Annotated in this window: 20 protein-coding genes; 10 read left to right on the forward strand and 10 right to left on the reverse strand. The window is 47.8% G+C overall.

Features of this window, described 5'->3' with window-relative positions:
- Positions 1-35: 35 nt before the first annotated feature.
- Complete coding sequence (locus GA520_RS17840) at positions 36-1,145, reverse strand: D-alanyl-D-alanine carboxypeptidase family protein (RefSeq protein ID WP_163337773.1); 1,110 nt, start codon at positions 1,143-1,145, stop codon at positions 36-38.
- Positions 1,146-1,682: 537 nt separating this feature from the next.
- Here GA520_RS17840 and GA520_RS17845 point away from each other — a divergent pair.
- Entirely contained in the window at positions 1,683-2,156 is a 474-nt protein-coding gene (locus GA520_RS17845; RefSeq protein ID WP_163337774.1) for a universal stress protein, read from the forward strand.
- Positions 2,157-2,338: 182 nt separating this feature from the next.
- Here the strand turns inward: GA520_RS17845 and GA520_RS17850 are convergent, their stop codons facing one another.
- On the reverse strand, positions 2,339-3,646 hold the full coding sequence (locus GA520_RS17850) for a hypothetical protein (protein WP_163337775.1): 1,308 nt from the start codon (positions 3,644-3,646) through the stop codon (positions 2,339-2,341).
- A gap of 219 nt (positions 3,647-3,865) precedes the next feature.
- On the opposite strand from GA520_RS17850, the gene GA520_RS17855 reads away from it, so the two are divergent.
- Positions 3,866-4,288 (forward strand): pyridoxamine 5'-phosphate oxidase family protein, encoded by a 423-nt coding sequence (locus GA520_RS17855; RefSeq protein ID WP_163337776.1) that lies wholly within the window; start codon positions 3,866-3,868, stop codon positions 4,286-4,288.
- Positions 4,289-4,342: 54 nt separating this feature from the next.
- Here GA520_RS17855 and GA520_RS17860 read toward each other — a convergent pair whose 3' ends face one another.
- Genes GA520_RS17860 through GA520_RS17875 form a run of 4 tightly spaced genes read right to left on the reverse strand, consistent with a single transcriptional unit; the run spans position 4,343 to position 7,307 of the window.
- The gene (locus tag GA520_RS17860) at positions 4,343-5,242 is read right to left on the reverse strand and encodes a thiamine pyrophosphate-dependent enzyme (protein WP_163337777.1); all 900 of its coding nucleotides are present in this window, start codon (positions 5,240-5,242) and stop codon (positions 4,343-4,345) included.
- Between the two features lie 9 nt (positions 5,243-5,251).
- Positions 5,252-6,445 (reverse strand): pyruvate ferredoxin oxidoreductase, encoded by a 1,194-nt coding sequence (locus tag GA520_RS17865; RefSeq protein WP_163337778.1) that lies wholly within the window; start codon positions 6,443-6,445, stop codon positions 5,252-5,254.
- A 4-nt stretch (positions 6,446-6,449) separates the two neighbouring features.
- A complete protein-coding gene (locus tag GA520_RS17870; RefSeq protein ID WP_163337779.1) occupies positions 6,450-6,755 on the reverse strand; it encodes a 4Fe-4S binding protein in 306 nt (101 codons plus the stop codon).
- Positions 6,756-7,307, reverse strand: coding sequence for a 2-oxoacid:acceptor oxidoreductase family protein (locus GA520_RS17875; RefSeq protein WP_163337899.1), 552 nt, complete (start codon positions 7,305-7,307; stop codon positions 6,756-6,758).
- A gap of 443 nt (positions 7,308-7,750) precedes the next feature.
- Between GA520_RS17875 and GA520_RS17880 the strand changes: the two genes are divergently transcribed.
- From GA520_RS17880 to GA520_RS17905, 6 genes are all read left to right on the forward strand, one after another.
- Complete coding sequence (locus tag GA520_RS17880) at positions 7,751-8,818, forward strand: branched-chain amino acid aminotransferase (RefSeq protein ID WP_163337780.1); 1,068 nt, start codon at positions 7,751-7,753, stop codon at positions 8,816-8,818.
- Positions 8,819-8,906: 88 nt separating this feature from the next.
- Positions 8,907-9,476 carry a cupin domain-containing protein gene (locus GA520_RS17885; RefSeq protein WP_163337781.1) on the forward strand — a complete coding sequence of 190 codons (570 nt, stop codon included), beginning with the start codon at positions 8,907-8,909 and terminating at the stop codon, positions 9,474-9,476.
- A gap of 11 nt (positions 9,477-9,487) precedes the next feature.
- Positions 9,488-11,140 carry an AMP-binding protein gene (locus GA520_RS17890; protein ID WP_163337782.1) on the forward strand — a complete coding sequence of 551 codons (1,653 nt, stop codon included), beginning with the start codon at positions 9,488-9,490 and terminating at the stop codon, positions 11,138-11,140.
- Positions 11,141-11,478: 338 nt separating this feature from the next.
- Positions 11,479-12,798: an ABC transporter substrate-binding protein gene (locus tag GA520_RS17895; protein ID WP_163337783.1), complete on the forward strand. Its 1,320-nt coding sequence runs from the start codon at positions 11,479-11,481 to the stop codon at positions 12,796-12,798.
- Positions 12,799-12,811: 13 nt separating this feature from the next.
- On the forward strand, positions 12,812-15,328 hold the full coding sequence (locus GA520_RS17900; RefSeq protein ID WP_163337784.1) for an ATP-binding protein: 2,517 nt from the start codon (positions 12,812-12,814) through the stop codon (positions 15,326-15,328).
- On the forward strand, positions 15,321-15,869 hold the full coding sequence (locus GA520_RS17905) for a response regulator (protein WP_163337785.1): 549 nt from the start codon (positions 15,321-15,323) through the stop codon (positions 15,867-15,869). The genes GA520_RS17900 and GA520_RS17905 overlap by 8 nt, the downstream gene beginning before the upstream one ends.
- A gap of 82 nt (positions 15,870-15,951) precedes the next feature.
- On the opposite strand, the gene GA520_RS17910 is transcribed toward GA520_RS17905, so the two are convergent.
- From GA520_RS17910 to rsgA, 4 genes are all read right to left on the reverse strand, one after another.
- The gene (locus GA520_RS17910) at positions 15,952-18,141 is read right to left on the reverse strand and encodes an acetate--CoA ligase family protein (protein WP_163337786.1); all 2,190 of its coding nucleotides are present in this window, start codon (positions 18,139-18,141) and stop codon (positions 15,952-15,954) included.
- Complete coding sequence (locus tag GA520_RS17915) at positions 18,138-18,734, reverse strand: TetR/AcrR family transcriptional regulator (RefSeq protein ID WP_163337787.1); 597 nt, start codon at positions 18,732-18,734, stop codon at positions 18,138-18,140. The genes GA520_RS17910 and GA520_RS17915 overlap by 4 nt, the downstream gene beginning before the upstream one ends.
- A gap of 181 nt (positions 18,735-18,915) precedes the next feature.
- Positions 18,916-19,461 carry a GNAT family N-acetyltransferase gene (locus GA520_RS17920; RefSeq protein WP_163337788.1) on the reverse strand — a complete coding sequence of 182 codons (546 nt, stop codon included), beginning with the start codon at positions 19,459-19,461 and terminating at the stop codon, positions 18,916-18,918.
- Positions 19,462-19,463: 2 nt separating this feature from the next.
- A complete protein-coding gene (gene rsgA / locus GA520_RS17925; protein ID WP_240910127.1) occupies positions 19,464-20,573 on the reverse strand; it encodes a ribosome small subunit-dependent GTPase A in 1,110 nt (369 codons plus the stop codon).
- 527 nt (positions 20,574-21,100) lie between these two features.
- Between rsgA and GA520_RS17930 the strand changes: the two genes are divergently transcribed.
- Together GA520_RS17930 and GA520_RS17935 are read left to right on the forward strand one after the other, a co-directional pair.
- Positions 21,101-22,162, forward strand: a complete 1,062-nt coding sequence (locus GA520_RS17930; protein WP_163337789.1) for a spermidine/putrescine ABC transporter substrate-binding protein — start codon at positions 21,101-21,103, stop codon at positions 22,160-22,162.
- Positions 22,149-24,479, forward strand: coding sequence for a bifunctional diguanylate cyclase/phosphodiesterase (locus tag GA520_RS17935; RefSeq protein ID WP_163337790.1), 2,331 nt, complete (start codon positions 22,149-22,151; stop codon positions 24,477-24,479). Before GA520_RS17930 ends, GA520_RS17935 begins: the two co-directional genes overlap by 14 nt.
- Positions 24,480-24,585 lie beyond the last annotated feature (106 nt).

Consider the following 24,585-nt stretch of genomic DNA (forward strand, 5'->3'; position numbering starts at 1 on the left):
CATGCCAAATGTATCAGACTTTCATTGCAATACCATCACATCAGCCGGCGGGATCGCCTCCGGGGCTTCCTTGTCTTCCCCACCATGAGAAAGATGAAGGGAACAAGCCCCACCCCGACACCCAGCAGAAACATCAACCAACCGTTATCGGTAAATGACTTTCCCCCCTCACCTTCAACCAGTGTCGGGGCTTCTGGTACCTCTTTTTTTTGCTCCACCATTGCAGCATTCGGAACCGGTTCCGTTTTCTTTTCTATAGAGGTCTCGGCAACAACCGGTAGAGACGCTGCCTCCTCCTCAACCCGGGCAGGTACCATACTGAATCCCTTCAACAGGAGTTCAGTTGCCTTTGCATCCCGAACCTTCCGGTCCTTGCTGCCGAGCACAACTGCAATTAACCGAACCCCTCTTCTTTTGGCAGTAGCGACAATTGAAAATCCTGCAGCCTTGAAATAGCCCGTCTTAAAACCATCACATCCATCAAAATTTGTCAAAAGATGATTGTGAGTCCGCATAATGAAATCGCCGTTCCGGAATTCCCTCTCCCTCGTACCTGTGTATTTGAAGGTTTCTTTTTTCTTCGCCAGCTCCATGGCCAAAACAGATAAATCCCGCGCCGTGGTGATATCCACCTGCTGACCATCCGATGGCGGTAAGCCGTGTACCGAATAATAACTGGTATCTTTCATGCCAAGGGCTGCCGCCCGCTCGTTCATAAGAGCGATAAAACTTTCTTTAGAGCCGGATATATGTATAGCCAACGCTACGGCAGCATCGTTAGCAGATTGGATCATAAGAGCGTACAGCAGATCCTCAACCGAGAATTGTTCCTGGGGATCAAGATACACCTGCGAACCACCCATACGGGCCGCCTCAGGTGTTACCTGCACCATCTGATCAAGCGAAAGACTCCCCTTTTCGACCTGCTCCAGAACCACTAACAACACCATCATCTTTAATACAGATGCGGGATACCCCTTTGTGTCACTGTTTTCTTCAACTAATGTTTTTCCGGTTCCCGCATCGATGACCAGAGCCGAAAGATAGGGGTCACTGGCTACGGTATTGATTTTTGCCCGACCAGCCCAGGCTGGCTGAGTCAAAAGCACAGAACAGATAACAACGAGGAAAATTCCACGTTTCATGATCGATCCTTTTCTATAGTTGTCTTGATATTAAATGGAATACGTAAACGAATGTTTGGATCAAAACATAAACCTGTCTGGCATTTATTCAATAGTTATTTGCATAATTAATGGCCTTGAAAAAAAGGTGATCGACTTTGTTGCAGGTCGTACTCATCAAGTCTCCATACCAACTCAAACATCTGCCAGGAAAGTGGATTTCTGCAGAGCCCATCGACAATCGTAATGGTGGTGTTCTACAAGTCATCATAATTCATGTTCGGACCCATGTACCTTATAGCCGGTTGCCCCGAACTTCTCATGAGAAGTTCGGGGTAGACGAGATATTGGTGTCATAAGGCCAGTAGTGCTATAATGAAAGTAAGTATTACAGGGAAAAGATGATCAATACCGTTTCAGACAATAGAGTACCAGGAAAAGAATGTAGTTGATATTCATACCAGGTGGTTCACGACGTGATACTTTTTAAACAAATTCACAGCCCCGTCAAGCGGTGTGTGACCCACCTTAAAGATTCATTCAAGAAGAGAGGTCAATATGTCTGAGAGAATACTGTTACCATTGGATGGCTCTAAATTAGGCGAAGCCGGTCTTTCCTACGTTCACGACCTGATCTCCAAACTAGCCCCGGAAGAAAAGGTTGAAATCATCTTGTTCCATGTCATTACAGCAACCAGGCACACACTTCATTTTCAAGGGGGATGGGAGGCTGTTTCGGTACCATATAACGAGGAAGAGCTCACCAAAATGAAGGATGAAGCGATAAGCTATCTGCAGGAAGTAAGTAAGGGGCTGCAGAATACACAAGCTACTGTTCAATGCAAGGTTTCGGTAAATGAAAATGCGGCCGATGAGATTATTAAGGCCGAAGAGGAAGTCAATGCAGACCTGGTGGCCATGTCAACGCATGGAAGGAGTGGAATTTCCCGATTCACTGTTGGCAGTGTTGCTGAAAAGGTGCTCCGAGGAGGTTCTGTTCCTGTGTTAATGGTGAGAGCCCGTGAGAGCTGAGTCCCGCTTTATCATACACGTTGGTTCAGGCGGTTTACATCCACGGGGTTGAAAACACAAAACAGATACCAACCAGGACAAATGAGAACCAATCACAGAGAAGGGAAGTAATGGAATGAGGAATGTGCTCCCCAGCCCATTACTTCCAATCCGGTACCGCCTGAACTGATGAGAAATTCCGTTTAACCGATCTCTTCACCTGTTTTGGGCAAAAGATACTTTTCGACAAGACTCAGTTTGTCATCCGGCTCATTTCTCCCGGTCAGGCGCCAGAGAAGATCCTGGGCCCTCTCGTGATTTCTCCATGACCCGGCGTGGTGCCGGTTCATAAATTGAGCCAGCTGTTGTCGCTGCTCGGCCATTATTGCCCGAAGCTGCTCAATAGCCGCATGTATCTCTTGCATACGGTCAATACCCGGGGGGACGTCGGCATCATCACCGGAAACCGCAAATTTTAAGTCCTGCAGAGGTTTCACCTGACCATCCTCCGTGAGGAAAATCCCGGCAGCAGTTACCTGTCCCAACAACAGATTATTCGTTGATTTGAGATTGAACGTTGTACCTGCATTGCTCAGGGAGATGGCACCGACTCCCGCCTCTTTGAGGGATAAAAGCTCCTGCTCTCCACCTGAGGGATTCATCCAGACCAGCAATTCGGAAAAGATCGGGTCGTTTTCATCAATCCAGTTATTTTCATCCTGATCGTAGACGGCAAGATCACCAAAGCCAGAACCACCCATGGGCCCAAACAGTTCCCTGCCGCTTGAAACCTCCTTATCCCCATCGATATCCAGTGCCAGGAAACCACTCCCCTTCCCCAACCCCGGGATCAGGTCACTTTCGCCATCACCGTCTATATCGAATAGAAACGACATTTCAGAGAGCGATTCAAGACCGCTGTCAAAATTGAGCACCAGGGGGTCAAGCAGATACCCGGCTGCAGCTCTGCCGACATGACTCTGCTGAACGATCCTGGTAGAGCGAATTGACAAATCGAGAGAAAAGTCGATGGTCCTGCCGTCATCCGTCACCACACTGCCCGAGCTCGAGAAATCGAGGTAATCGGACTCACACTGAACCCTGGTGGCCATAAAGTCGAGGCTAAACTGCCGCCTGTTCAATTGGTGATATCGCCTGATCCCGGCAGGAGGCTGTTCCATGTTATCCGCCAGCCTGCCTGAAAAGGGGCCGGGCCGAAACGAGTGGAGCTGCACACCAGCGCCCGTTAATGCTTCAACCGCCTGGGAGACGACGTATTCGGAATTATAGACCTCGGTGTTTTTCCCTTCCTGGGTCACTGAAGAATGAGTTTTCCTGCTACCGGCAAGATGGGCCGACTGCAGTGTTTCGGCAAAGGCAAAATCAAGGTTTGAACTTGCGCCTCTGCCACCATTAGGAAAGCGGCCGAAAGTTCGCCCTCCTGTTGCTTGTGTCACATCCGTGTGCCCTGATGACGCGTCCATGCTGAGCTGCGAAGAATTAATGATCATCGCCAACCTCCTGCGTCTGTTTTTTATATTTTCGGGCTATTGATTCTTATCGGCGGTTCAACCGACAAGCTATAGCGATTTTGAGAAAAGATAAAAAGCAATCGGGACCAATACTGATGAAACAGTTTTTTAAGCAGTTGAAAAAAAAGTGGTTACTCTCTATTTGATCGCGTCAAATAAAAATATAACCTCAACATGATATAGAAAGGAGCGAAGAAAATGGAAGATCTCAAGCAAAGAATTCTCGACATCGTCCACAAACCGCAACTTGCTGCCCTGGCCACCGTGACCGAACAGAATAACCCATGGGTTCGCTACGTGGTTACCGTCGGTGCCGGTGATCTCACCATGCGGTGCGCCACCTTTGTCGATTCCCGGAAAATAAAACAGATAGAAAATGACCCCAATGTGCACATAACCTGCGGCGTGACAAGCCTGCAGGAAATGCAGCCTTACCTGCAGATCCAGGGTAAAGCAAGGGTCACGACAGATGAGGAAGAACGTCACGCATTCTGGAATGACCTGCTGGAACCCATCTTTGATGGACCGGATGATCCCCGCTATTCCATTGTTGTGGTGGAACCCTACAGAATTGAGTACTGCTCGCCGGGCTCGTATGAGCCGGAGGTTTGGACCAAATAAGACAAGAAGGGGTCAGACCTGAGGGTCAGACCCCTTCTTCGTGCTGGTTATTACTTATTCGGCAAGCGCTTTATAACCCGCCCATTTTTCATCCACCTGCTGCTGGACACTTTTGATTTCTTCCTCGCTCAGCGACTTGAATCGTCCCTGGCTGGCAAAATATTCGGCTACAGGTGTCCGTTCTTTCTTAAGCAATCTTTCAGATGCGCCGGTCAGCTGGAATTTCCCGTTCTCGATCTCATACAGGTCGAAAAGACCAGAGGCAACCGCCAGTTTCCCAACTTTAATGGTATACCGTGTCTCAAAGCTCCACCCCGGAGGACAGGGAGTATGCACATGGATATACCTGGGGCCAGCTATGGTCGTGGCCTTTTTTACTTTGTCATAGAGATCAAGCGGATAGGCTGCCGAGGCAGTGGCTACATACCCGATGCCATGGGCAGCGATAATCGATGGCACGTCCTTCTTAGCCTGCAGCTTGCCCTTGATCGGGGTTGTCGTCGTCAAGACCCCCTTGGGCGTGGTGCCGGAACGCTGCACACCAGTATTCATATACGCCTCGTTATCGTAGCAGATGTAGATGATATCCTCTTGCCGCTCACAGGCACCGGAAAGGGCCTGGATACCGATATCACCGGTACCGCCGTCACCTGCCCAGGCAACCACATTCACCCCTTCCTTTTTCAGGGCTTTCATGGCCCCGCGTACACCCGTTGCCGCAGCCCCGGTCGAAGCAAAGGTGACATTGACACATGGTAGTTTAGTCGAGGCAACCGGGTATAACCCCTGCAGCACGGTGAGACAACTGGGGGGAACCACCAGTATGGTGTCCTTGCCAAGCGCCTTTAAGCCCGTGCGGTACACAATCGAGAGACCGCAACCCGAGCACGCCCGGTTTCCTGGATGGACAAACTCTTCTTCCGTCAGATTTAAAATCGTTGTTTTTTCAGCCATGATAATATCCTAGAGATGTAAACCGATCCAGCTCGGGCTGTCTTCAATTGACTCTGGAGACAAACAGGTTTCGGTCAATGCGTCCACCAGTTGCTGCGTCTTGATTTCCCGTCCGCCAAGGCCTAAAATATAGTTCTTGATTAGCGGCCGGGTCTCACAGCTGTAGAGAGCCGACTTGATATCAGCATAAAGCGGCCCCTGGTTACCGTAGCTAAGCGCCTTTTCAAACACGACGGCCACTTTTTTACCGGCAAGTGCCTGGATAATGGCCTTTTCGGGGAACGGCCTGTACATTTGCACACCCATGACACCGATTTTGGTGCCACCCTCGCGCATACTGTCGATCACATCCCGCAGCTGATACGACAATGAGCCGATGGCAACAGCTACGAATTCGGCATCGTCACACTTATACTGTTCGACAAATGGAGTACCGCCACGGCCAAACTCCTTCTCAAATTCCGAATCGATCTCCTCATACTTCGCAAGTGCTGCACGAAGGTCTTCCTGCAGGTTGTGACGAATCTCGATATAACCAGGCTGAATAACACCATCAACACCGGGCCGGATATCGGGCAGTGTAACCGTATTGAAGTTGCCAGGATCTTCCGGATTGAGGTAATGGGTCGGCGTAAAGCCGGGTAAAAAGTCATCCACCTTTTCCTGATCCGGTTGTTCAAAAGGCATGTAGGTGTGCGACAACAGGTAGCCATCGTAACAGACCATAACCGGGATGCTCACCTCCTGTGCCAGCCGAAAGCCCTTGATGACTGTATCGATAATCTGCTGGTGATCATTACAGTAAATCTGTATCCAGCCCACATCGCGTTGCGACATGGAATCCTGCTGGTCATTCCAGACCGTCCAGGGGGCGCCAACGCCACGGTTGGCCACACACATAACGATGGGCAGCCGTGCACCCACTGCCCAGTGCAGCTGTTCATTCATGTAGAGCAGGCCGTTGGCACTGGTAGCGGTAAAGGCCCGTGTGCCTGCGGTGGAAGCGGCAATACAGACGGCCATGGCACTATGCTCGCTCTCAACTGGAATGTATTCGGCGTCAAGTTGATCTGACTCAACAAATTCGGACAGTTTCTCGGTAAGCGGGGTCTGCGGGGTAATGGGATAGGCGGCAATAACCTGTGCCCGGGAGAGTTTTACACCCGTCGCCGCAGCCACGTTTCCGGATTCGATAATATACATGGTGTTATTTCTCCTTCACTATCTCTGTTGCCTCATCTACCATCTCAATAGCGTCGGCAGGACATTCTTCCGCACAAATCCCACAGCCCTTGCAATAGGTGAGATCAATAGTCGGTGGTATAGTCTTGGTGACAACACAATCGGGGCAGTACAGCCAGCAGGTGAAACAGGATTTTTTACCTGTCTTGACAGGTATGCACTTCTCCAGGTCAATAATCGGGCGAAGCACCCGCCAGGAACCGGTATTCCCGCCATCTCCCGGACCCGGTTTGCTTCTTGATATCATCTTGCAATATTCACGAGGTGCCATCTATTCGCCTCCCAACGCCGTGTTTTCATAGGCGATCACCGCCGACTTGGCATTCAACTCCGGCTTCTTGCCGGTAAACTCATTTTCTATGGCCTCCACCAGTACATCAATATCCACAAGACCGCTGGCCTTGGAGAAGGCTCCGATAATACCACTATTCACAATCCCAGGAGGCAAACCGGCGGTGACTCCATGGGCGGTTACATCAGAAACCGCAACCTTCATGCCCTCAAAACTATATTCGTCTACAGGTTTTGGTGCATTCAACACAACCAGGCCGCCCTCTTTCAACCCCGCGACCACATCTACCTCTTCAAGCAGGGAGTGATCGAGGACCACAACCATGTCCGGCGTGGTGATCGGAGAGAGATCATACAGCTTCTTTTTCGAAATTTTCAAGGAAGTAAAAACCGGTGCTCCCCTGCGCTCTGTGCCGAAAGTAGGAGCCATTATTACCCCTTTATAGCCGGATACAAACGCGGCATTGGCAACGATTTTTGCAGCAGTAATCGCGCCCTGCCCTCCTCGTCCGTGCCACCGTATTTCAATAATGTCTTTTCTCATTTTCCACCGCTCAGTTCTGTCATGTAATTATTCATGGCATTCTAACATCTTTGGAAACCATACGAACGCTCGTTCGGCAACATCCTTGATTTATTTTTACCAACATGGCTTATTTATCAGGACAGAAATCACGGACTGCCTGCAAGGTCCCTGCATGAAGATCAATAAATAAACGGTTTGCCGCCTTCCTATCACGACTTGCATGTCCCGGTCAACAGAGGAACCGCAATACACATAATAGGAAGAAATATTATGTAACATATTTTTCGCGTCTAAAATATACTTTTCATGCTAATATAGTTTTTTGATGCCGAATCAGGGGGCTCAGAGGTGATAACAATGTTCATCCCCACCTGACTCGATCACCGGACGAACACAACAGTGTCTACCACTTTCATTATTTACCAACGTTCTTTATTGAAGAGGCTCCTATGGAAATCACATTTGAAAAAGCAACAGCATTTAAAGACCATCCTGATGATTCGGCACTGGGGTTCGGTACCATCTTTACCGACTACATGTTCAACATGGACTACTCGCAGGATAAGGGCTGGCATAATCCGCGCATTGAGCCATACGGGCCGATTGCCATGGATCCGTCCACCATGGTCCTGCACTACGGCCAGGCTATCTTTGAAGGATTGAAAGCCTACAGGACCGAATCCGGCGGGGTGCAACTGTTTCGACCGATGGACAACTTCAAACGTTTCAACAAGTCGGCCAAAAGACTCTGTATTCCTGAGTTTGACGAGGAATTTGTGTTAAAGGCACTACTCAAACTGCTGGCTGTGGAAAAAGACTGGGTACCTGGTGCACCCGGAACTTCGCTCTACATACGTCCCACTATTGTAGCTATGGATCCATATCTGGGCCTGCGTTCTTCCTTCACCTACAGGTTCTTTATCATTCTCTCCCCGGTTGGCGCCTACTACCCGGAAGGGTTTGATCCGGTGAAAATCTGGGTTACCCCAGATTACGTACGTGCGGTACGTGGTGGTGTCGGCGAAGCAAAAACAGCGGGCAACTATGCCGCCAGTCTTTATGCCACCGACCTTGCCAATGCAGACGGTTACACCCAGGTAATGTGGCTCGACGGCGTCGACCTTAAATATGTTGAGGAAGTCGGCTCTATGAACATCTTCTTCCTGATAGGCGACGAGGTCGTCACCCCGGAGCTCACCGGCTCTATCCTCTCCGGTGTGACCAGGAATTCAGTCATGCAACTGGCTACGAGCTGGGGCAAGAAGGTTGTCGAACGACGCATCAGTATCGATGAAATATTTTCTGCCCATGAGAGCGGAGAGTTAAAAGAGGTATTCGGTTCAGGCACAGCAGCCGTCATCTCGCCAGTGGGCAATATCAAGTACCAAGGCAAAGAGATCACCATCGGGGACGGCAATGTCGGCCCGTTTGCAGCAAAACTGTTTAAGGAACTGATGGACATCCAGTACGGCAAGGCAGAAGATCCGTTTGGCTGGATCGTCAAGGTTGAAGAATAGCAGGAAATGAGGGAGAAGATGCAGGGTACCGGCAGCACCCTGCATAATTGGCAATATTTACTAATTGTTTAAACATTTTGGAGGAGAAATGAGTACGGGCAAGATCAGTAAACGCATTGAGTTTTTTATGGAAAAAAGAGAAATTGATATCGACCAGTTGGCCACCCAGACGGAGCTGGACAAGCAATTTCTCGAAACGATGCTCAAGGAATCCATTTATCCTCCCCTCGGCCCCCTGATGAAAATAGCACGCGTACTTGGTGTACGGCTCGGAACTTTTCTCGATGACCAGGAATCATCCGACCCCTATGTGGTAAAAAAAGCTGACAGAAAGGCGGAATTCAGCGTCCTGGCAGAGACCAATAAGCCCGCCGCCCTTAACTTTTTTTCACTTGGCATGGGTAAGACCGACCGTCACATGGAACCCTTTTTCATTGAGGTTCTTCCTGAGTCCGCAGCGAAGAAGACCCTCTCTTCCCACGAGGGAGAAGAGTGGATTGTTGTGCAAAAAGGTTCTATTGAGCTGATCTACGGTAAGGAAACTCACGTACTCGAAGAAGGTGACAGTGTTTATTACAACTCTGTGGTTCCCCATTATGTCAGCTGCAAGAGCGACGACATGGCACAGATTTACGCCGTTATCTACATACCGGAATAAAGGGGGACTTCATGGAAAACAATGTCCCTTTAAGAGAACTGACGCTAGGCCAGATACTTGACCAGACCGCCGCCAAATTCCCTGATAACGACGCCATTGTCTACGTCGACAGGGATTTCAGGCAGACCTATAAGGAGTTTAACCAGGCCGTCGATGAGATGGCCAAGGGGTTGATGGCACTTGGCATTAAGAAAGGAGAAAAGGTGGCCATCTGGGCGACCAATATTCCGGTATGGGTGACGTTGCAGTTTGCCACAGCCAAGATCGGTGCCGTGCTGCTCACCGTCAACACCAACTATAAAACCGCTGAGCTGGAGTACCTGTTACAACAATCGGAGACGGAGAACCTGTTTTTGATAGACGGGTATCAGGATACGGATTACGTCAACACCGTCTACGAGCTGGTTCCGGAGTTAAGAACCATGGAACGGGGACATCTCTCCACCGAAAAGTTCCCGTACCTGAAACGAGTGGCGTTTTTGGGGCCTGAAAAACATCGAGGCATGTATTCGATCCCGGAGATCAATGCGCTCAGCGCTATGGTGAGCAACGAGGACTATGCCGAGAGGCAACGGTCGCTTGATCCCCACGATGTCGTCAACATGCAGTACACTTCCGGCACCACAGGTTTTCCCAAGGGGGTAATGCTCACCCATCACAACATAGGCAACAACGGCTACTTTATCGGTGCCAACCAGCATTTCACCGAAAACGACCGGGTCTGCCTGCCCGTGCCTCTTTTTCACTGTTTTGGCTGCGTACTCGGTGTACTGGCTGCGGTGAATCACGGCACCTGCATGGTCATTCTGGAAAGTTTTGATCCGCTGCTTATCATGGCCTCGGTGGAAAAAGAAAAATGTACGGCACTCTACGGCGTACCAACCATGTTCATTGCCCTGCTCGATCATCCGCTGTTTACAAAGTTTGACTACTCGACCCTGCGGACTGGCATCATGGCTGGCTCCAACTGCCCGGTCCATGTGATGGAGCAGGTGATCGAGAAGATGAATATGAGCGACATCACCATCTGTTACGGTTTGACCGAGGCCTCACCCGTCATGACCTACACCCGGATCGGTGACGAGTTCCGCCTTCGTGTGGAGACGGTGGGGCGTGCCCTTCCCCACGTGGAAGTGAAGGTCGTTGACCCGGAATCAGGTGAAGAGCTGCCTCCCGGCAACCAGGGTGAAGTCTGTTGCAGAGGGTACCTGGTGATGAAAGGATATTACAACAACCCGGACGCCACCAAGGCTGCCATCACCGAAGACGGCTGGCTGCATTCCGGTGATCTCGGCATTATGGATGAGAAAGGCAACCTTTCCATCACCGGCCGCTACAAAGATATGATTATCCGCGGCGGAGAAAACATCTATCCACGAGAGATCGAGGAGTTCCTCTATCGGATGGACGAGATCAAGGATATACAGGTGGCGGCCGTGCCCAGCAAAAAGTACGGGGAAGAAGTAGGTGCTTTCATCGTCCTAAAGGATAATGTGAATATTCAGGAAAGCGATGTGGTGGACTATTGCCGGGGTAAAATCTCACGGTTCAAAATTCCCAAATACGTCCATTTTGTAGATGGCTACCCGATGACCGCCAGCGGCAAGATCCAGAAATATAAGCTGACAGAAATGTCTGAGGAGATCTGGCCGGACAGGATCTGACCATCATAATTTCACCTGCACGACTGAAGGCCCACACTTCCTGTGTGGGCCTTTATTTATGGAGCATACACCTACATATCTTTTAAGACTTTTTCCTGATTTACTATTTTTTTCTCAGACATCACTTGGGGATTATTCCTGCTCACGCTATATTGAGAGAATGACATAGGGATGTAAGGTGAGTGCCAATGTTCTCTGTTCAGTTCTTTGGGCCGGGGATTTGATGAAAATTCCATATTTTTCTTACCTGAACTACCTTCATTGTTGTACAGTTCGCTGCCACTTTCACCAGATTATAATTATTGCTTGTCGCTCATTGCAAAGGATAGAGGACTACTATGAACCGTATAATTACATGGACCATTTTTCTGATGATTACCGTACCGGTTTTTTACAATTTTGCTGGGGCTGCCGGAACTGATACACCAGAGACGCCAACAATTACAGAACAACCGAAACAGTTAAAGCAGATCATCTTGACGATGGGATCCTGGAGAAAAGATGATGTTGAACAAGTAAACGTAATTTTACATAAATTTACGGAAAAGTACCCTCATATAGTTATCAAATTCGACCCTACCTCTCCTGCTGATTATAACGATGTTATCGAGGCCCAATTAGAGAGCGGCACTGCTCCTGACCTCTTTTATCTTCGATCATTTTCGTATTCAAAGAAGCTATTTAAAAAAGGATATTTATCGCCTCTAAACGACCTCACTGAGATAAAAAAGTCTTTCCCGCAACAGATGCTTGAAGCCTGGTCTACACCAGAAGGAGCATTGTATGGTATTCCGTTAATGGCCGTCTCCCATGGCATTTATTACAATTCATCTTTTTTCAAAGAAATGAATATCGCTATTCCGGACACATGGGAGCAGCTGCTTGCTCTCGCTGAGCAGATCAAACAACAAGGTATCGTTCCTTTTGCCAACGCGACAGGAGATGCCTGGACAGTTAATGGATTGATCCTGCAAAATGTCATTCCTAACATTATCGGCGGCATCGAGGGCAGGCTGGCCTACTATAACGGAGATCGATGCTTTGATGATGAGCAGATGGTAGCCTCCTTTCAGGCGGTAAAAGATATTGCCCCTTACGTTTCAGAGAACCAGAAGTTACTGAAATATGCGGATAGTTTGCAGTTGTTCATTCAAGGAAAGTCACCAATGTGGTTCGGAGGTTCATGGGACATTCCCTTTTTCGAAGAACAAAGTCCTGAATTTGAGTGGAGTGTTTTTGCTATTCCTCCTCCTGAAGGGAAAAAATACTATGTGACGTTTCATCCGGATGCCGGAATTGGCCTGAATGCATCTTCACAATATATCGAAGAAGCAAAACTGTTTTTACAATGGATGGCAACAAGCGAGTTTGCATCCTTGCTTATCGAACATCTTCCGGGTTTCTTCCCTATGCACAACGATATAACTGTTATCAAAAACAAACATGCCCGCGTTTTCCTCGGTTTTAATGATACATACCAGACAGATAGTCGTTTTGTGTGGGGAAAAATTCGAGATGGAGAGCCAAGTGCGTACGAGATAAGTCTTCAATCCTCTATTGAGGTGATGAACAATCTCATAACACCGGAACAGGCAGCAAAAAAATTGCAGGCAGGGTTATCACAATGGTATGAACCAGCAAAGCGATGTACGGAATAAGTGATATAGGGATATGCTCACCCTCTACAAGAGAAGAATCCTCTTAAAAATAATTTTTGGCTACCTGCTTGCCGTGTCCTTGATGGTCGGAATCGTTTTCTTCTCCCTCAACCGGCTTAATGAAATCAAGGAAACTGTAGATGATCTCACTAACAGGCTAGCCGTCACCAGAACACTTTCTCAAAGTATTACCGGAAAAATACGATTAGTACGGTTTTATGCGGAGCGCTACCAACGATTCTATAATCAGGAAGACCTGGACCTGTTCAATGAGAAAATAATCGATCTGCAAAAGGGATTGGAAGAAATCAGCAGTCAGGTAAGTAATCCGGAGCGGCTGAAGAAGATCCGCTATATCCAGCAGGAGACGAGTCAATACGAAAAGGAGTTCGAAAATATTGCTCGACTCATTATGTATCAACAATCGCTTCTCTCGACTACTTTTCTCAAACAGGAACTGCTCATTGAAAACCAACTTTCTGCTATCAGAATAAATGTCGGAATAGTGCAGAATCCTGATATTTTCTTTTCCTTTGGAAATGCTCGTAACTCATTTCAGTTGATGCGACTTTATCAATCAAAATATCTCAGTGAGGAAAATGAAAAATATTACGTAATGTTCAAGTCCAATTATAAATATGCCTCTCAAGCTTTTTCAGCTCTGAACACAGCGCTGGAAGATGCCACTGACAACTCACGTATAAGTAAGAATGCCGCTAAGGCAAATGCCGAACTCAAGATCTATTATGAAACATTTTTAAAAATTCGCACAGCCAGCCTCAACCTGAAAAAAGCATCCCGTGAGTTAGATCACCATGAACTTGAGGTGACCGACACTGCCTCTAAGATTGCGTCGGATATAGAGGAAGAATATCAGGTCCAGAATACGGTAATGGAGTCATTAGTCCTCCGGACCCAGATTGAACTAGTCGTTGCTGTTATACTTGCGATCTCTCTTAGTCTAGGGTTGATCTATATTGTCTCCCGAAAAATTACGACCCCGATTTTCAATAAAATGCAGATGGAAGCAGAGGAGTTGAAAAGAGCAAGAGACAAGGCCGAAATCGCCAATAGGGTAAAAACCGATTTCGTTGCCAATATGAGTCATGAACTTCGCACCCCACTAAACGCTGTTATTGGTTTTAGTGAGTTACTCTCATCTATGGATCTGGACACCAGACAGAAAAGTTTTGTTGATGCGATAGAAACAGCAGGAAAAAACCTCCTGATGCTCATTGACGACATCCTGGATCTTTCTAAGATTGAGGCTGGGAAAATTGAATTGCAACCTTCAGCGGTTAGTCTTACAAATATTGTCACGGATATTAAACAGATATTTGCCCTTACAATCTCCGAAAAATTGTTGGAATTCTCTATAAATCATATGGCAGATCTTCCCGAGCTGCTCTACCTGGACGAGGTACGCGTGCGCCAGGTTCTGCTCAACCTGATAGGCAATGCCATCAAATTTTCGGAGGAAGGCCAGGTACGGGTTCAATCAGATGTTTTAGCCAGACATAACAGCACTATTGACCTGCGAATCTCTGTAATTGACACGGGAATAGGGATTGCTGAAGAGGACCAGGAAAAGGTATTTCAATCATTTGAGCAGCAGTCTAACCAGAATGCTATCAAATATGGCGGTACAGGGCTTGGACTCAGTATTACCAGACAGCTGGTGGAGTTAATGGGTGGCAAGATCACCTTAACCAGCAGTCCCGGTAAAGGCAGTCGATTTGACGTGGATTTGTTTAACGTACAGGTAGCCTCTGAGGAGGAACGAGGAGCATTGCCTCGGTCTGATCATCAGGACATCAGCTTTGTACCGGCAAAAGTTCTTGTTGCGGATGACATTATATCGAACAGGGTTCTATTACAGGAATTCTTATCGGAACGCCAACTTGAGGTCATTACGGCAAGCAACGGTAGAGAAGCTGTGGAAATGGCTTGTGAACAGATGCCTGCGCTCATTATGTTAGATCTGAGAATGCCTCTCCTGAGTGGAGTTGATGCAGCAAATCAGCTTAAAATGAACGTCCACACAAAACATATCCCGATCATTGCCTTAACAGCATCTTCAACTGTCCAGGAGAACTCGCTCGTCCTGGATCAGGGATTTGATGGCTTTCTAGCCAAACCCATTAAATTTGAGACCTTGATCAAAGAGCTTTCACGTTTTCTGGAACCAGTTATAAAACCGGGAGAAATGCGCAAGAGCCCCCCCCTGCCATCGGAAATACCGACTGTTACAATTCGTCAGCCATTGGAATTGCTTCATACCTTGAGACGTGAAATACGCCCCCTCCTCCAATCATTAGAGAAGGCATTTGTTGTCAGCGATTATAAGCGGCTTGGAGAACGCCTGGAGCAAATAGCTCATGAGTACAGGGTGCAGCATTTTTCCCTCTATGCGTCGCACATAGAGGACCTTGTTGAGTCATTTGACAGTAAAGGCATGAACGACAGTATGAAAATAATATCAGCATCACTGGAAGCATTTATGATGAAATTGGAGACCACTGATGAGTGATTATAAACCGTTAATACTTGTTGTTGACGATAATCCACAAAATATTCAGGTATTAGGCAGCCTCCTGATGAAACAGGAATATGAGATCGGAGTCGCCCAAAATGGTGTTATAGCACTCGAGTTTATTAAGGAGCGCATACCGGATCTTATTTTGCTTGATATCATGATGCCGGAAATGGATGGTCTTGAGCTTTGCAAATCCCTGAAAAAAAACAGCCACTATAGTCACATACCTGTCATCTTTCTTACGGCAAAAGCAGAAACCGATGATATCGTCAGGGGGTTTGAGGCCGGCGGAGTCGATTATGTAACAAAACCGTTCGTGACAGCTGAACTGCTAGCCAGGGTAAAGGCACATCTGGAAATACGATATCTCAGGAGTCTGATCCCGATATGTTCCTACTGTAAAAAAATCAGGGACGATGAGGGATTCTGGAATAGAGTTGAAGAATATTTCAGGAAGCACACGAACACCAGTTTCTCGCATGGAATATGTGAGGAGTGTATTGAAAAACTCAGGGGAGAAGAGGAGTGGTTCTAGAAGAGCAAACACTCCTTTGTAACCTGGAATCGTTGTTGTCCTCATAACGAAGAAGCCTAAAGACCTGATGAGGCAAGGTGAGTTACTGCCTCATCAACCACTGCCGATATTGCCACATACCGGCAAGAGCCCTGACAGCCCTCTCCGGTGAAGGAAAGAAGACACCTTTATGACTACAGTGATCGACGGTGTAAAGAGTTCGCAAATCTCCCTCGGTTAACAGGCTGACGCCCAGAATTGGTTTATTGTATTTTTCAGTCAGCTGCACCACATGCTGAACATAGGCATCTTCCATACCGCCCACCATCTTCTTGATTTTAGCAATTTCCGATTCGGAATAGCGGGGATCACTTATCGCCACAGAATCGAACATCCGGTTTGCCAACAACTTCTTCCCGTGAATTCCGAGATGAATAACTGCATCACAACCGTCCCATTTAGCCAGTTCAGCGATGGCTGTGCTCGGTATATTCGGGTCATTTTCACCTACAATATCAACAGGATTGTTACGACTCCAGTAGGAAGGGAGAATAGAATCAAGCCGGTGGACAATTTCCTCGGGTATATCGGGAACGGCCAGGCCCAGTTCAAGACATAAATCGGTCGTAATGACCCCCCAGCCACCTCCGAGTGTCATGATGGCTACCCGGTTGCCTTTCGGCAGCGGCAGTGAGGAGAACACCGCAGACAGGTCAAGCAGTTCCATGGGTTGCTGGACCTGTACGATTCCTGCCTGCTCACAGACAGCATCAAATACCCTTGAGTCAGATGCGATCGCACCGGTATGGCTAGAGGCTGCCTCCCCGCCCTTGCCGGTTCTTCCCCCTTTCAGGATAACGACCGGTTTCTTGTTTGAGACCCGTTTCGCACAGTGAAAAAAGCGCTGACCGTCTTTTATGCTCTCGACATAGAGCACGACCGTCCGAGTGTCTTCATCGTCCTCAAACATTTCCAGATAGTCCTCAATGGTGACCATTGCCTCATTTCCGGAACCGGAAAATGCCCGGATACCGATCTCCTGCTGTTCGGCAAAGGCCAGGAGCTGGGTCCCCATATTTCCAGACTGACAGACCAGCACGGTCGGTCCAGGTTTGGGGTACACATGCACCCCGCAGCAGAAAAAGTCGATGGATGGATTACAGATCCCCATAGTGTTTGGGCCGAAGATAACAATTCCGTTTTTCTCTGCTTCCAACACCAGCTGTTCTTCAAGCCGTGCACCCTCCTCCCCTGTTTCGCGAAAACCCGAGGTGATAAGCAGCATGGCTTTCACACCTTTCTCCCGCAGTTGTGGTAACAGGTCCATCACGAATCTGGCGGGGATGGTGACAACCGCAAGATCGACGCTGTTTTCAATATCAGCAACCGAAGTGTAAACGGCCCTCCCCATCAGTTCACCGCCCCGGGGATTGACCAGATATACTTCACCTTGAAAGTCCCTGCGCAGAACATTGGCGACCAGTGAGTGGCCCCACTTGGCGATCGTCCCGGATGCACCGACGAAGGCTACCGATTTCGGATAAAAACAGGCCCGGAAAGCGCGGGCATCAATTGCCCCCCTCTCTTCTTTTACCTTTTTTTCCTGCTCAACGATTATCAACCCATCGACAGCGACAGGGGTGCCATTAGCATCGATGAGAAGTGGATTGATATCCACCTCTTTAACCTCCGGAAACTTAATGCAGAGATCAGAAAGAGCCTGCAATATGTTTTGTAAGGACGACCTGTCCACTGATTTCTCACCACGGAATTCACCGAGCAATTCAACGGCATGGATCTCATCAAGCATGGCATCGATATCACTCTCGCTAAGGGGTGCGATCCGAATTACGGTATCATTGAGGACCTCGGTATAAATCCCTCCCAGCCCAAACAAAACGACAGGCCCGAAAAGAGGGTCGCGAAACACACCGGCAACAAACTCTCTCTTGCCTCGAACCATGGGCTGTATAAGAAATTGCTCCACGGTATCACCGGACTTTTCCAGCATCTTCAGAGCCGCATCCCTCACCTCTGTTTCGTTTGTCAAACCAATCTGCACCAGTCCCGATTCCGTCTTGTGCAGGATTTTTGAACCACCGCCCTTTAGCACAACCGGATAACCAATTTGGCCAGCCGCCCGGCTCACATCCTCCACCGAGTTGACAACTCGTTCCTCAACCACCGGCATATCGAGTGCCCGAAAAACCTGTTTTGCCCCTACCTCCGATATCACTCCCGTTGTGGATGCCAGAGCGGCATCGATAATGGACCTGATCTCCTGGGTTCTCATATATTTTTAACTCCGTAGAAAAGGATATGCGTAATAGCAGATGTTATTTCATCCACATTAAGTTCCCTGCCAAAAATCACCTCTCCGAGGCAACCATGTTCTATGGCACCGAGAAGGGTTTTGCGTAGCGCGTGAGGATCAGTTTCCTGCCGCAATTCACCGGATGCGATTCCTTCTTCGATAATTTTCAGGATAGTCGTTGAATAGGCACGGACGATGTCATAAGCGTCGGATTCGAAATAAGAAGGAGAATTCCTCACTTCCAACAGGAGAATTTTGGCGAATACCCGGTTCGCCGTATAGCTCTCAAGGCTAGCACGAATAATTGTCTCCAACTTTTCCATGCAACTGTCACACGCTTCAATTTGCTTGACGACTTCATCGTGAAATTCCAGAAAATGAAGATGCAGCACCTGGTACAACAAGTCATTTTTATCCTTAAAATATTTATATATAAGGCCTTCCGTTACCCCGGCTGTTTCGGCAATCTCTGCAGTGGTGATAGTGTAAAAGTTTTTGTTGTCCATCAAGGATATCAACGCCTTGATGATTTTTTGCCGTCCGGGAGGGTTGGTCTTGCCTTTATGTCTCATAATCCAATCCATATAATCAATGTGTTGCAGCAGGTAAGTAATACTTACTTACAAGTTGAACTATTTGTCAAGAAATGAAATGATATTGCGGATTGGCTGCTCATGGAACAATGCCTGAAAGAGAATGAAGCCCAGCACAGCGTATCGGCAGGCCCTGTGATACGCTGTGCTGGGGGAATGGTTATTCTCGCCAATGCTCGGGTTTATTCAAGGCATGACAACACTGCACCTGCCCTTTCAGACTGCCGATATTACCGGGGAACAATTCCTGCACCATCCAGGCCCCTGCATGTTCCTCGGGGATAGGGTACGGCGCCTCAAACCCGAGTTCTCCTGCGGGAATAAAACCGCAACGTGGGTAATACCCGGGATGCCCGAGGACAAACACCAGTTGTACATCACCCATTTTTAATTCACGCAGGCCCGCTTCTATCAACTTTCGCCCAATACCTTTTCCCTGAACATCCGGCAAGACAGCGAGAGGAGCCAGTATTTGGCACGACAGCCCTTGAGAAGCTCCCTGAAGGGTAACCTTGGTATAGAGTATATGACCAACTATAACACCTTTCTCAACGGCCACGAGTGAAAGGCTTGGCGATGCTGAGATATCAGTGAACAAATCATCGACCAGCTGCGCTATTTCTGGACCTTTCTTTTCGCCGAATGCCGCTTTATGAACGTCAAGGATTTCTGCAAAATCCGTGTTAATCGCTTTCCTGACTTCCATTTCTATCTCCTTTTCCTTATTGCTTTTATCTTCCTGGAAACCCCTTTCCAGCGCTCCTTTTCAACCCGTGCAGAGCCCCTAATCTCCCGATCTGCAAAATAATCCAGCTCACTCTTGATTTTTTGAAAACTCCTCAACCGTACAGGCGATAATTCACCGGCTGCCATTGCCCTCTGTACTTCACAGCCCGGCTCATGGGTATGAGTACAATTTGGGAACCTGCACGATAAAGCATACTTTTCTATATCGGAAAACACCGAATCAGCCGGAGCACTCTCAACACCGAAAGCGATTTCCCGTATACCGGGATTGTCAATTACCATCCCCCCGGACGGCAACACAATGAGGTCACGGTTAGTGGTGGTATGCCTGCCTTTGCCAAGGCTTTGACTCACGGAAGCGGTTGCCTGTACTTCCCGGCCATACAATCGATTTATCAGGGTTGATTTCCCAACACCCGAGGAGCCAACCAGGGCGACTGTTTTGCCGGGAGACAGGTAGTCTTCAAGCTGAGACAAGGAATCATTGTCCATTGCAGAAATCAGGTGTACAGGAACTCCGAATGCGATACTTTCCACCTCTTCTACACAGCTTTCAGGCCTGGGATGTAGATCACTTTTGGTCAATAATATTGTCGGAGCAATATTGCAGTTATACACCAGGGTGAGATATCGTTCGATTCGTCTCAGGTTAAAATCACGGTCCAATCCGCAGACAATGAAGGTTGTATCAAGATTTGCTGCGATAACCTGATTTTGAACCGTACCTGCACTATCCTTACGACCCCTGCCACCAGCCGCTTTTCTCGAAAGGACATTTTTCCGCGATAAAACCGAGGTAATCACCGAATCACGGAGAAGTACCCAATCACCAACGGCGGGATACAGAGCTTCCGGATCATTCATAAGACTACCGGCGACAGTCACCTGCGTTTCATCACCGCCCTGAGTTACCAGAAAACAATTTCTTCTTACCCCACAGATTCTTGAAGGAGTAAGTCCGCTTTGATTGCTACCCAACTGTTGCTGAAAAAATGCAGACCAGCCAATATTGTTGTTATTCAGCTGCGGAGTTTGACGTTCTGTTTGAATAAACTTTTCTTGTATTTTCACTGTCACTTCCTAATTGTTCGTTCAAAGTGGATGACATTACAAGGCTGCCATATCGCATAAAACGTACACGGCAAAACTGCATATTATCCGACTAACATACTGTTATTACGAGAGGGGAAGTGTTACTGCAAGAGGATACAGCTATACGGATGAGGTCCGGAGCGAACCAATTATGAAATGCAATCAGGTTGACTTTTTCAACTAAACTCTAACAAGCCTGTCGCTTCAAACTGCTGCTCAATAGTTCATCTGTTTCGCTACATCTCTTTCAGTAACGAACAGCACAAGATCAATTGAGTTGATAGACATTAAACCTCCTTAGGAATTAATTAGATAGTTTAAGGTACCGGCTGATTATTCATCTGTCAAGAGGTGAGCTAAGGACTGTATTACTGCCTTTCGCCCCGGCACCTCCCCTGTAAAATAAAAACTTACAAAACGGTTGCATTATTACTCTTGTGAACGATAGAATTTCTATAAACAATCTGAGATTTCACCACTTATGCTTGCAGAGGAGCAACGAGGCAATGGTTCATATACGAATATCGATCATCATCACCCTTATTATTCTTTTCCTCACAGGTTCATTGCCGTTACTGGCAGCACCCGAACTGACAATTTATACCTGGGAAGATTATTTTGCCAGCCAGGTCCTTGAAAATTTCACGAACAAAACAGGAATACAGATAAAGCAGGAATATTTTGATAGTGACCAGGTCCGTGACGAAACTATTGCCACCATGAATAACGACCGTTTCGACCTGGTCATTTTCGACAATGTCGCGGCCCAGATTTTTGGCAAAAACAACAGGTTATCGAGCATTAGCAAGTCAGATGTCCCGAACCTGAAATACCTGGACCTTAAATGGCAGGAAAGTTGCGGCAATTTTGGCATGCCCTATTTTTACGGCACCATCGGCATCGTTTATGATAAGACCAAATACGCCAAGACCCCGGATTCCTGGAAACACCTCCTGCAACCTGCCAAGAATCATAGCGGCCATGTCGTTATGGTCGAAGATATGAACGACACCCTGGCGCCAGCACTACTGTATCTTGGCTACAACATCAATACAGAGAAAAAGAGTGAATTAAAAGAGGCCTATACACTCCTCCAGAACCAGGTCCCGCATGTGCTGAACTATAAATTCGTTCTGACAAATATGAAAGTTGTCGACCAGGACAAAGCAATGCATATAGCTTTCGCCTACAGTGGAGATCAATATACACTTAACGACACCTCAGGAACAGAAAACTGGCAGTACATAATACCCAGGGAAGGTACTGCTGTCTGGATCGATTGCCTGACTATTCCCACCAACTCCCAAAATAAGAAAGAAGCTCTGCAATTGCTTAACTACCTTGCCGACCCCAAAGTCAATGCTCTCAACACTGAAGAAATATACAGCATGACCCCTTTCAGTGAGGCCAGACAATATATGTCCGAAGAAGCGGCATCCGACCCCGAGCTCTTCCCTGAGGAAGGAGCCCTTAAAAATCTCCAGAGGTACAGGATATTGTCGGATGAAAACATACGACTGCGCAGACGAATTTTTGATTCTTTGCTGAAACAACATGAAACTCAGTAAACGGATTCCCGTTCTCATAATTCCGGTTCTCTTTACGAGTTTTTTCCTGATATCGGCAGGGTTGTATATTGTAGAACGTAACGCCATCCACTCACTGACCATAAGTTCGCTGGAGATGGAAGCGGCTGAGCTTGCAGGAAGTTTTTCCCGACACAGCCTGGTCGCCCAGGGAATTCTGGCCTCGATCGTTCAAAGTGACTCCATGCGGCGTTTTCTCGATAGCGAGGACGACCATCTCAAATCCATTGCTCTCAGCGGCGGACTCGACTCCATTCTCCACAACCTTACCGAGTTTTCTTCCGAGCATCTCTCCCTTATGTTCCTGACCGGAGACGGCAGGCAGGAATACTATTACGAAAACAGCCTGGATCCCTTCGCGGATCCCAATCCCCAAATCAGTTCATGGGCAGAAGCCACTCTCAGAAGCCGCCAGCAAACAGCAACAAGTTATTTTACCGAGATAAACAGGATAGCTCTCTGCCGGGTAATTGACCGCATCACCTTGAAATCAACCATCGACTTTAATTCAAGAAATACCCTGGCTGTAATCCTGACTCTCAGCCCAAACGAGTACCTCAAGCGAGTCGAGAGTCTTGAATCAAATAACCGGGCAGTTGTGTTCATTAATGAAAGTACCCAGCAAACACCTAAAGACCAGTTTGAAGCCAGACGACCAGTACCCGGATTCGGCACCATCAGCTTGCGGATTGATCCAGAGATCGTTCAGGCAGAATTACGCGACACTATTTTCAGGTTCAGCCTGATCTTCATCATCCTCCTGGGGCTGACCCATTTTTCACTGCAGTGGCTGTTGCAAAGATATGTTGTCGGTCCGATCAATCTGCTTGAGACACAACTGGGGCAAATCGACCTTGATGCCACTCAGGAGATAACCATTCACACTACCAAAGATGAAATTGGCAACCTCTCCAGATCGTTTGCCAGTCTCTACGGCAAGCTGAAGGAGACGTATGAAGGCACCAAGGAACTTGCAGAGCGGGACTCACTCACTACCCTGTACAACCGGCGTGTTTTCAACCTGGTTCTCAGCAAGCTCATAACCCGGGCGGAAAGAGATAAAACCAATGTGTGCCTGATGTACATAGATATAGACAACTTCAAGTACGTCAATGACTCATACGGTCACAGCACCGGGGATGCCCTGTTAAAAGCGTTTGCCCTGAGGCTGCATGAAATTGTTCGCGCCAGCGATTATGTCGCCACAAAAAATGTCACAGATGCGGCAGTTGCCCGCCTCGCCGGTGACGAATTTGCAGTTATCATCCACGGATTTACCAACGATAAAGCGATTACTGGCGTCTCTTCAAGAATACTGGATATCTGCAGGGACGGATTTAGCTGTGAAGAGGGAACTTTTCCTGTCACCTTGAGCATAGGCATTGCAAATTACCCGCAGGACGCTACCACGGCCAACGACCTGATCGTAAATGCCGACTCAGCAATGTACGAATCGAAAAAAAGTGGCAAGAATACTGTTTCCTTTTATTCGCATGAGCTATCGGAACTCTCCAGGCGGCAGCAGGCTCTTGAGATAGAACTGAAAAAGATGAATTTTTCGGAATTCGAGCTGTACTATATGCCGATCGTCAATGCCAAAACAGGGAACATCCACTCATTTGAGGCACTTTTAAGGTGGTTTTCACCGGAACTCGGTCCCGTATCACCTGCTGAATTCATTCCCTTGGCTGAAAGCATCGGGCTCTACAGGGAGATAGACATGTGGGTTCTTGAAAAGGCCTTCTCCCACTCTAAGGTCTTACGTGAACGATATGGCGATAAGATAAGGATATCCATAAATATTTCAGCTGCGGAACTTTCACAAAAAGAGTTTTTTGATGACGTGCTTCCCCTCCTGGACAAACACAATGTAACCCCCTTCATGTTTACCCTGGAAATAACCGAAACCTTCTATCAAGGCCACTCCGACTACGGCCTGAAAACCCTGCACACCCTGAGCCAGGCAGGATTTCAACTGGCTATTGATGATCTCGGATCAGGCTACACCTCACTGCTGCAGATAGTGGAGTTTCCGGTAAACATGGTAAAACTTGATAAAACCTTCATAGATAAGACCATAGCTACAGGTAAACTCAACGTTCTGTGGTCCCTGGTAGACTTCTGCCATGCCCAGCAACTGGATGTCACGGCTGAGGGGGTCGAGAGGCATCAGGACATGCTGGAACTGATGCAGGCAGGATGCGACTATCTCCAGGGATTCTATTTTTCACAGCCGGTACCTTTAGAAACGCTCCTGCAGTCCACCCCTGAATCACTGCTGTCACAGCAGGGAGAGTAACGGACATGGTGTAAACCAGGCCAAGACCTTCGACGAAACGGAATGGGTAAAAACAAATCAGAGGCTATTTTTCTCCTTGCCCTCACCTCAATCGCCCCTACATTGT

This window comes from Desulfopila sp. IMCC35008 (assembly GCF_010646885.2).
Lineage (GTDB): Bacteria > Desulfobacterota > Desulfobulbia > Desulfobulbales > Desulfocapsaceae > Desulfopila.